Consider the following 9,182-nt stretch of genomic DNA (forward strand, 5'->3'; position numbering starts at 1 on the left):
GGCTGCTGTCGGATTTTGTCTAGCAGCTTGATTCTACAAAGCTTTCGCGGGCACGCCAGCTATTTCCCCTGATTTGGATGAATAAGCCGGGCTGATAGTCGTCGTCAAATGCAGGCGTGCCTCCCGAGCCTTCATCAGCTGACGGTAACGCGATTTGGACAAGGCCAGGATCGTCCATTAGCATTGAAAGTGCGCTTACTTTCTCAGCCAGTCTCCCGTCTACTGAATCGTCGATTGAACCTGCACTCATCAGCAAAGTGAAACGTGTGACTACATCCTGGGCTAGCCCCAGCCGATGGATACGGTCTTGGCTCTGGAGAAAGTGCCCAGCGTTGAATGTTCGGTCTAAATAGACGGCATGATGGCACCAATAGTGAAGGCTTACACCTTCGCCACAGGCAGCAGGATTCGCTAAGAGTACAGCGCAAGCCGGGTCGTGCCGAAATCGTTCGAATTCGCGTTCGCGGGTGATGACACCAGCGGGGGCCATCTCGTCAGAGGGTACCCCACCATGAACAATAGCTGGTTGATATTGATCCAAGAGACGGGCTAGAGCCTTGAGGTTTTTTACAAAACTGGACCAGATTAGTATTTTCTCTCCCTTTTCCACCGCTTCTTTCACGATTGAACAAATACGCTGGTACTTCCATGGTTGTTCAAAGCTGCTGTAACGAGCAAGCAAATCGGCCAATGGTTCGTGCCCTTGAAGTTCCATCGGGGGATGCAGAAATGCTGGATCATCACCTTCGTCCGAACCAGCAGTAAGCAACATTGGATTCGTTGCAGCCTCCAAAAGGTACATTACGATCCGCCCTAACCGTTGCATCTCATGACGACCTCGATCAGGAAGGGCAAAAGTTGAACGATACTGACCTAGCAGAGCGTCGTAAATCGCTGCTTGGATTGGCGGCATAGGTTCTCGCACGACTTCAAAACTGGTCGGAGGCAGATCCAACTCAGCTTTTGCCGTACGTACAAAATATCTTCTTATCGCGCTGTTCGTTTCAATGAGAACGTCTTCATCTCGGCCTTTGCGTTCGAAGTATGCAGCGTCTGGAAGCACCTGCCTGTCTTGTCCAGGGTAAAGAAAGCTTACCAATGCAACCAAGTCGAAAGCACCCTGGGGTGCCGGGGTTCCAGTGAGCACGTCCCGACGACGAGCTGCGTAGGCGAGGTCAAGAACAGCTCTTCCATGCACACCTGCCGCCCCGCGCTTTACCCGATGTGCCTCATCTAGGACTACTTGCGTTGGTTCAGCTGCCACGAAGGATCTGACCGTATCATAGTCGCTCGCCGTTCGATTGTAGTTGGACAGCAGGACTTCGGTATTTGCGGGAATTACGGTTCCTGCGCCAGCATGAATCAAGAGTATCGGCGGCTTGTCAAAACAGGCAACAAGTTCCTCCTTCCACGCACCAAAGGCCGCTATAGGACCAATTACGGCGAGACGGCGGACGACACCACGGGCGCGCAAAACAGCGTAAGCCGCTAGCGCGACAGTAGTCTTCCCTGCGCCTGGTACAGAAAAGTCCGCTCCATGAGGGAGGCTAACGAGCCTGAACAGATTTTTTGTCTGGAAACGCCTGAGCTTTCGTTTGAAACCAGCTTGAGAGAGTTCGTTTTCCAAAGCATCAAGTGTGGCCTCGTCTGCTGTTCCGCCTTCAACTACGCTTTCACGTGCCATGCGGTCTGAGGCCATCGAACGAAGTTGATCGGACAAAGTTGGGCCAGGCTGGACACGCTCACCGAAAACATCACGCAGTTCACGTAGAACCCTTAATTCCGCAAGGAAGACGTCCGCGTGAACGACCGTCCGCACAGAAGATCCAGAGTCGATACCTCGTGCCAAGGCCTCTTGAAGGCGCGCCCAAGCACCTGCGTTCGCGTCGCGATCTCGCTCGATTATTACAGTGGGCCGACCTTCGCGATACAACTCAGCGGTTATCATTACATTGTCTCAATTTGACTGATGGCTGCCTTCACCTCTTCAATTTTTTCCTTGAGCGAGCCCTCATCCCAATCGCTTTGCGAACGTGCTTTTGCTAGCGCGACGCCGGCGCGGATAATATTATCTTTAGCCAAGTCAAGCTTTTTAATTGGAGCAACTACTGCCTTTGCGTCCTTTACGTTTTCGCTCGCCTCCTTGGCCGCGGCATCGACTGCGCTCTTCACAGAAGTTAACAGTTGGTCAACTGCGACCTGTTCACCAGTCGGCAAAGTGACGATCTCTTCCGGCTTTTGTGCGGCCAGGAAAGAAAGAACAGGGTTAAGGTTTGGTGAATCTGATCTATTATCTTCACCAAGGACATCGTCCAATAAGTCAAAAGACTCACCACCGTCGCCGTCATTTGATTTCGTTAAGAGAGACTTCAAAAACAGATCATTTGAGAATTCCTCATGAACGAATTCTACGGCATCACTTCTTCTGAGATGTCTTAAATCTCGGTAGTTGGTTCCCGCAAGTGTACCAAGAAAGTATACGCTACGGACGGATGCGGCTTCCTGCGGTGACTTACCCCTGACATGAATTGCCAACTCTCGAAATGCCGAGTTATTTCCTACAAAGTCGGCATGATATCTTTGGCCATTCGAAAGTGCGACTAGCTGATGAAGTTGCTGAAGTTTCTCGTACTGCTCCTGAACTTCTTCTCTTTCCAGGCGCATTCTTTTAGCAACTTTATTCCAGTTCTTGTTCGATGACTCAAATATCTCTTCGATCAGTAGTGCTTCGTTAACCCAAGAATATTCTTCTCTGTAATCTTTTGAAACTTGGAGCTCAGTTTCGAGATCGATCAATTCGTCCTTAGTCGCGTCGGTGGGGAGAACAAAAGCGCGGATGTAACGGGCACTTTCGACATGATCATCCAACCAAAGCTTCCGTAAAGCAGCTGCGCGACGGTTTCCATTTATGAGAATTCCCTCAGCTGTTACGACGGCAGGTTCTTGCTGGCCACGCTTTTCCAAATCCCTTCTAAGGTCGTCGAAGCTACCTTGCTCCGACAGGATCTTTAACTGCATAGCTTGGGCATGATCTCCTAGTGGATCTCCCGTGAACAATTCTGAGTTGCCGCTCTTGTGTTTCTCACGATCCTGTTCCGCGCGTGTTCTGTGATTTAGGGTTGAGAAACGAACCCATTCAATCGGTAAGGTGACGACGGGCAATTCCTTTTCTGGCCGAACCCATTGTGGCAAAAGTTGGCGATTCTTATTTGTAGTTCTTGAGGCGAGAAAGCCTGCGCGCTCTTGGTCAATTACTGGGTTCAACGTGAATTACTCCTGTACATTGTTGATGCACCTGCGCCGAATCTGGAAGAGATCGTAGTCCGCGTCCCTCGTCCTCCCTTAAGGAATCCAATATGGCCGGTGAAGTGCGGTGCTTCTTGCTCGTCAATCCCAAAGGTTGAAAAAAGAGCGGCAGGGAACCGACGAGAGCGTTCGCCTGACCAGTTCCAATTTGTGGCGCTAGGGTTGTCGAGATTGATCCGTTCGGGCATGACCCAAACGCACGGGGGTGGAATCATTCTTCCCCCCAACTCAATTGCTCTTGATATTTTGGGACACGGGCGAAGTGGACTACCGCACATTGCATTGTGAAAAATTATACCATCTATAGAATCGCGATAGGCATCGGAGAAGAAGCGTTTTCGAAGCCGATTCACACCTTTAGTGACGTGTTCGCCTGGTTCGTATTGTAGGCTGTCACAAAGCCACCAAAGGTAAGTTTCCTGAGCCCATTCGGGTGCGGACCAGGCAACGCTGCTATGTGCTCCGTCAGGACATCCTTTCTGAATAATTGCCACACTACCGACACCATTGACTTGGAGACGGTATACCGTGTCCTTTCCATACTCGGGCTTTTCAAAATCGCTGATAGCTCCAGAGACTACCATACGTTCGAAAAGGTCAGTCAGGAACTCCCTGCGATCCGCGTTCCCAGCTGCTGCACTTCCGCGAATCCGCTGAATCGCAGCAGGTAGCGCGAGTTCGAAATCCTGAGCGGTCAGCCCATGTCTTTGTAGAAAAGCTTCGTCACATGCGATTGCTTTTACAGCCTCTGCGACAAGGTCAATGACCTCGTCGGGGGGGGCGCCAGGATGGTTGCAGGGGGTCGCGGTTTCGCCAGCCAAAGAATATTCCTTCAAGTCACACAAACTGTTTCACTATATTGGCTTAAGGTGCACTGGAAACGGGCGGAAAGCTAGAACTTGCCATCTGATTCGTGGGGCGGAGAAAGATATCAATTCTCTGTTTTAGTGTTTCTTGTTTCGTTTCACACTTCCACACTACGAGAACTTCCCATCCCCGAGCACGCAACTTCTCCAAGGTTGACTTTTCGCGTTCTCGATTCGTTTGAATTTTATATCTCCAGTAGTCGGGGTTGTTCTTTGGGTGGCGATTCCCGCGTTTGCAGGTGTGCCCATGCCAAAAAGAACCATGCACGAAAATCAGTTTCCGTCTTGGTCCGAATGCCATATTGGGATTGCTTGGCAGATCGGGGCAGTGCAGGCGGTATCTATAGCCGAGAGAGTGTGCCAAGCGACGGACAATCATTTCTGGAGCCGTGTTTTTGTTTTTCACAGAGCGCATTATCCGCGATCGAAGGGGATCAACGCTAGTCATCAACGCTGCCCCCGCTCTCTGTCTCGACAGAAGCTGCTCCCCCCAACGCTTCGTAGCGTCGCTGTGCCAGCCACTGAAGCCTCTTGGCCTGCGTCAGCATCACTCGACGAAGTCCTCCTTGGACCTTACGCTCTGATATTACCTGAGCTAGCCGTGAGATGATTAGCGCTCGGCGTGCGATCCTGAAATCAGGGTGCGATCTGATCTTGTATACGTCATCCGACACGATCCGGTAGCGCCGCGATGGTGGGGCGATTATCTTGACGCTAGGTGTCGGCGGGTCTTTCTCATTTAGAACAGCTTTGAAGGTGCTGCGCTCGATAGCTTGCTGGTAGATGAAGTCTTCGAGGGCGTCGAGGTGCGCTTTGGCTTGCGCGTCGCCTGCGCTAGTCTCCTGAAATTCTGGTAACGGCCACACTTCAATTTCGTAGACTTCGAAGGGATCGAGGACCGACATGGCGACAGCGTCAGTCCGTTGATTGGTCAGATGGCGACGAATTCGAGTGCTAATCTTTTCCTTCGTTTGGCCGACATAGATCGGCTCGCCATCGTAGTCAAAGAACGCATAAACGCCCCACTTAAATTGACCAATGGGCCTATCAATTCCGGCGACGGGGTCACGGAATGGTTCTCCTATGAACGCCGCAAGATTCGCTCGCAGGTCCTGTGTCTCGAAGGGAGGAAAATTGGTATTGTCTTGGTTCCGATCTGTCATGAACGGAACCTACTAATCTCAAGCGACTAGAGCGAGTCGGTTTCTTATCAGAATCGGCTCGAAGATGTTTTCGGCTAGGTGCCTGACTACAGGGACCGCCACGCCGTCACCCGCCAGCTTATAGGCATCGTTGTAGCGAGAAGGTAGAACATAAGTGTCAGGCAGGCCCATGAGGGCGGCTGCCTCACGCGGTGACAAAAGGCGAGAGCGAACCTTTTCTCCCTCGACCAACATGATCGTCTGACGGCTTGAACCACCCGCTGGCGTTCGCAGGCATCCCGCGATCTCGTCAAATCTCACTTCTGCACGTTGGCGCTTAATCCCAGCTTCATCCGGCCGAGTTCGGCGATAGATAGTTCCTACGACCTTAGTCTTCTGTTCCTTAGCAGCCTCAACCTTCTTACGGTTGTGGTCGGTCATCATGTCGAGGAGGTATTTGGTCTCTGCCTTCGTGTGCCACTTCACACCAGTTGGCTTTTCCTCGATCAGGCTAGACAGCTTAGTGTTGCGCAACGCGGGCATGGGTAGGTTCCACCATATCCAGCGCTCTGCGGCAGCCTTCGAGAGCAAACGATGCCCTTCCAAAAGTGCAGGAGGATGCCAAAGCGTTGAGGGGTCATTTTGCATGCGATCATTCGGAATTCGAAGATCGGCACGGACCCCGATCATGAAAAACCTAGGGCGCGATTGGGGAAGAAAGTGAACAGCATCAACGACAACCGCCCCAAAGCGGTATCCAAGTCCAGAGAAGGCAGCAGCTAGCGTCGCAAAATCACGACCACCATTGCTAGTGATCGCGCCGTAGACGTTCTCAAGGGCTATCATCTTTGGCCCGCGGCCTGACGCGTGCAGCTGTCTAACTAACTTCCAGAATGGTTTGAACATACCGCTGCGTTTTCCGGCCAGCCCTGCACCTTTGCCTGCAAGCGACAGGTCTTGGCATGGGAACGAAGCCCACAGAAGGTCAGCATTGCCGGGAATCTCATCTACGGTGACCCTCGCAACATCCTTCAGCAGAAGATGTTCCCCGCCGTGATGGTTCGCGCGATAGCTTTCAGCTTTCTTGGCGTCGATGTCGTTGGCGAAAAGGCACTCCCAGCCTGCCTCAAGTCCGAAGCCTGCCATGCCCCCACCAGCAAAGAAGTCATAATATGTGTGCTTCATGTCGCCCTCACCACTACATTTAGTTTATCGCAGCCGATTGTATTTCTTTCAAGCCTAACATTGGCTCAACGTGGTGCGCGCGGAGTTCGATACTGGGCGCGTTGTTCCTCCCAGTCCACCGGAAAGTAACTCATCAGTCGCGCCAGCGTCACCTTTGGCTCTTGCCTACCATCTAGGATGACCTCGACAGTCTCCGGCGCAAGTAGCGTCAGCCGCATGACGCGGGTCATGTAGGACGGCGCGATCCGCTCGTGCTCCGCCAACTCGGCGATGGTCGCGAACTCGCCGGATTCCAGCATCCTTTTCCAGCGAAAAGCACGCGCCAGCGCCTTGATCAACGTGTTGTCCATCTTGCGTTGGCAGGATGCCCCATCCGGCAGCTGCACCTCCTTGCGGCCGCCGCGCGTCACGAGGCGGAACGGGATATGAACAGTCACCGTTTCCGGCACTGGCTTCGAGCGGCTCATGCCGCCGTTCCTAGATCAGCCATCATTTCGCGCGCCAGCCCGCTCAGGCCATCCATGCGGAGGCGAATATTCAGCCCGTCCGTGCCAATATCAATCCTCTCGACCAGCAGTGTCGCGATGCGCGCCTGCTCAGCGGGGAAGAGTTGATCCCACAGCGGATCAAGACGGGTCAGCGCGTTACGGGCCTCGGCCTCGGTGATCTCGCCATCCTGCGAGCGGGCCGCCTTCCATGTGCCCGCCACAATCTCAGGCTGGCGGAAAACGGCCCGGAGTTGGTCTATGACGGCGGCCTCGATCTCACCAGCGGGGACCCGTCCGACTGGGCATGATCCTGCACCGTGCTTCAAAACCGTCTGGCTGACATAGTATCGGTAGAGCTTGCCGCCCTTGCGCGTGTGGGTCGGCGAGAAGGCCGCCCCGTCTGGGCCGTAGAGCAAGCCCTTCAACAGTGCGGGCGTGTCGGCCCGGGTACGCGCGGCGCGCTTGCGGGGGCTTTCGGTCAGGATGGCGTGGACCTTGTCCCAGACATCCCTGGTGATGATGGCATCGTGCTCGCCGGGATAGCTGTCGCCCTTGTGGACGGCTTCGCCAATGTAGGCGCGGTTGTTCAGAAGGCGATACAGGTACTTCTTGTCGATCCGATTACCACGGCTGGTCTGAACGCCCCGTGCCGCCAGTTCCCGAGCCAGTTCTGTGCCTGAGCCGATTTCGATGAAACGCGCGAAGATCCAGCGGACATTGGTAGCATCGGCTTCCTTGATGATCAGCTTCCGGTCCTTCACCTCGTAGCCCAACGGTGGCACGCCACCCATCCACATGCCCTTCATCCGGCTGGCGCGGACCTTGTCCCGAATACGTTCCGCCGTCACCTCGCGCTCAAACTGGGCGAAGGACAGCAAGATGTTCAGCGTCAGCCGCCCCATGGAGGTGGTGGTGTTGAATGACTGAGTGACGGATACGAAGGTCACGCCATTCCGGTCAAACACCTCGACAAGCTTGGAAAAATCCATCAGCGAGCGCGACAGGCGGTCAATTTTGTAGACGACGACCACGTCGACCAGCCCGTCTTCGACATCGGCAAGCAGCCGTTTCAGGCCGGGTCGTTCCAGCGTGCCACCGGAGATGCCGCCATCATCGTATTGATCGCGGACCAACACCCAGCCTTCTGACCGCTGGCTGGCGATATAAGCCTCGCAGGCCTCCCGCTGGGCGTGGAGGCTGTTGAATTCTTGCTCAAGACCTTCCTCCGATGACTTCCGGGTATAGACGGCGCAGCGCAGTTTTCTGACGATTGGTTTGTTCATGCACCCCTCCTGTGATTTTTCAAGCCGAAGAACACCCAGCCGTTCCAGCGCGTGCCGGTGATGGCACGGGCAATGGCCGACAGCGATTTGTAGGGCCGTCCCTGCCAGTCGAAACCGTCAGCAGTGACGGTGACGAGATGTTCGACGCCCTGCCACTCGCGCAACAGCCGCGTACCGGCGATGGGCATGGTGTCCGCCCGGACGCGGCTTTTCTTGCGGTCGCCGCCGTCGAGTTCCTCGCCGAGGGTTTCCAGCCGTTTCACCGTTTCCGGCTTCAGCCCACCATAGGCGAGTTCCTGGATGCGGTAGGCTAGACGACTTTCCAGATAGCGGCGGTTGAACGGCGGAGGTTCGCTGTCGAACAATTCGCGCCATTGGTGCTTCAGGTCTGGCGTCGATGTCGTCTTGAGCGCGGCCAGGCGCGCGGGAATGGGATCTTGTTTGGTCATGCGTTGCTCCGTTGAGTTGGAGTTGCATGACGCCATTCGTCGGCCGGATAGTGTAGGCAACTTTCTCCTATATCGTCAGATACTTCCGCCCGTTCCCGCATCCGCAGGCGAACCAGCCCGAGCGCCAGCAACCCGCACAGTTCGGCGCGGCGTTCAGCCGGTGTCATCTGGTCCGCTGGGAGTGGGTTGGGTCGTTTCATGTCTTTAGCAGCCGTGATTGGTGATGTTGTTACCTATCAAAAGCCAGCCCGAAGCCCCTTGTGGGACATGCCGCACCCTGTTGGCTACCTATGAGCGCGAACAAGTAGTGAACATCACCTCTTGCGAAAGAAAGTTTCGTCAACGATTATCAGTGGTTGAATCAGGTAGAGAGCAAACATTCATTGAGGTGATTTCATGGCGCGCAAAGCAATTCCGATCGGTCCCAATATTCTTGCGTTGATCGAAGATGCGCGTATCGATC

General features: G+C 54.3%; 8 protein-coding genes. All 8 read right to left on the reverse strand.

Annotated features, from left to right (window positions below; genetic code table 11):
- Nucleotides 1-19: 19 nt before the first annotated feature.
- Nucleotides 20-1,948: a DEAD/DEAH box helicase gene (locus tag CHB90_RS24780; protein ID WP_089280395.1), complete on the reverse strand. Its 1,929-nt coding sequence runs from the start codon at nucleotides 1,946-1,948 to the stop codon at nucleotides 20-22.
- Nucleotides 1,948-3,264, reverse strand: a complete 1,317-nt coding sequence (locus CHB90_RS24785) for a ParB N-terminal domain-containing protein (RefSeq protein WP_141135974.1) — start codon at nucleotides 3,262-3,264, stop codon at nucleotides 1,948-1,950. The genes CHB90_RS24780 and CHB90_RS24785 overlap by 1 nt, the downstream gene beginning before the upstream one ends.
- 906 nt (nucleotides 3,265-4,170) lie before the next feature.
- The gene (locus tag CHB90_RS24790) at nucleotides 4,171-4,620 is read right to left on the reverse strand and encodes a very short patch repair endonuclease (RefSeq protein ID WP_089280397.1); all 450 of its coding nucleotides are present in this window, start codon (nucleotides 4,618-4,620) and stop codon (nucleotides 4,171-4,173) included.
- Nucleotides 4,613-5,335 (reverse strand): GIY-YIG nuclease family protein, encoded by a 723-nt coding sequence (locus CHB90_RS24795; RefSeq protein ID WP_089280398.1) that lies wholly within the window; start codon nucleotides 5,333-5,335, stop codon nucleotides 4,613-4,615. Before CHB90_RS24795 ends, CHB90_RS24790 begins: the two co-directional genes overlap by 8 nt.
- 18 nt (nucleotides 5,336-5,353) lie before the next feature.
- Nucleotides 5,354-6,499, reverse strand: coding sequence for a DNA cytosine methyltransferase (locus tag CHB90_RS24800; protein WP_089280399.1), 1,146 nt, complete (start codon nucleotides 6,497-6,499; stop codon nucleotides 5,354-5,356).
- A gap of 65 nt (nucleotides 6,500-6,564) precedes the next feature.
- The gene (locus CHB90_RS24805) at nucleotides 6,565-6,966 is read right to left on the reverse strand and encodes a hypothetical protein (protein ID WP_089280400.1); all 402 of its coding nucleotides are present in this window, start codon (nucleotides 6,964-6,966) and stop codon (nucleotides 6,565-6,567) included.
- A complete protein-coding gene (locus CHB90_RS24810) occupies nucleotides 6,963-8,270 on the reverse strand; it encodes a recombinase family protein (protein WP_089280401.1) in 1,308 nt (435 codons plus the stop codon). The genes CHB90_RS24805 and CHB90_RS24810 overlap by 4 nt, the downstream gene beginning before the upstream one ends.
- The gene (locus CHB90_RS24815) at nucleotides 8,267-8,719 is read right to left on the reverse strand and encodes a DUF2924 domain-containing protein (RefSeq protein ID WP_089280402.1); all 453 of its coding nucleotides are present in this window, start codon (nucleotides 8,717-8,719) and stop codon (nucleotides 8,267-8,269) included. Before CHB90_RS24815 ends, CHB90_RS24810 begins: the two co-directional genes overlap by 4 nt.
- Nucleotides 8,720-9,182 lie beyond the last annotated feature (463 nt).

The sequence above is a fragment of the Antarctobacter heliothermus genome (assembly GCF_900188425.1).
Classification (GTDB): domain Bacteria; phylum Pseudomonadota; class Alphaproteobacteria; order Rhodobacterales; family Rhodobacteraceae; genus Antarctobacter; species Antarctobacter heliothermus.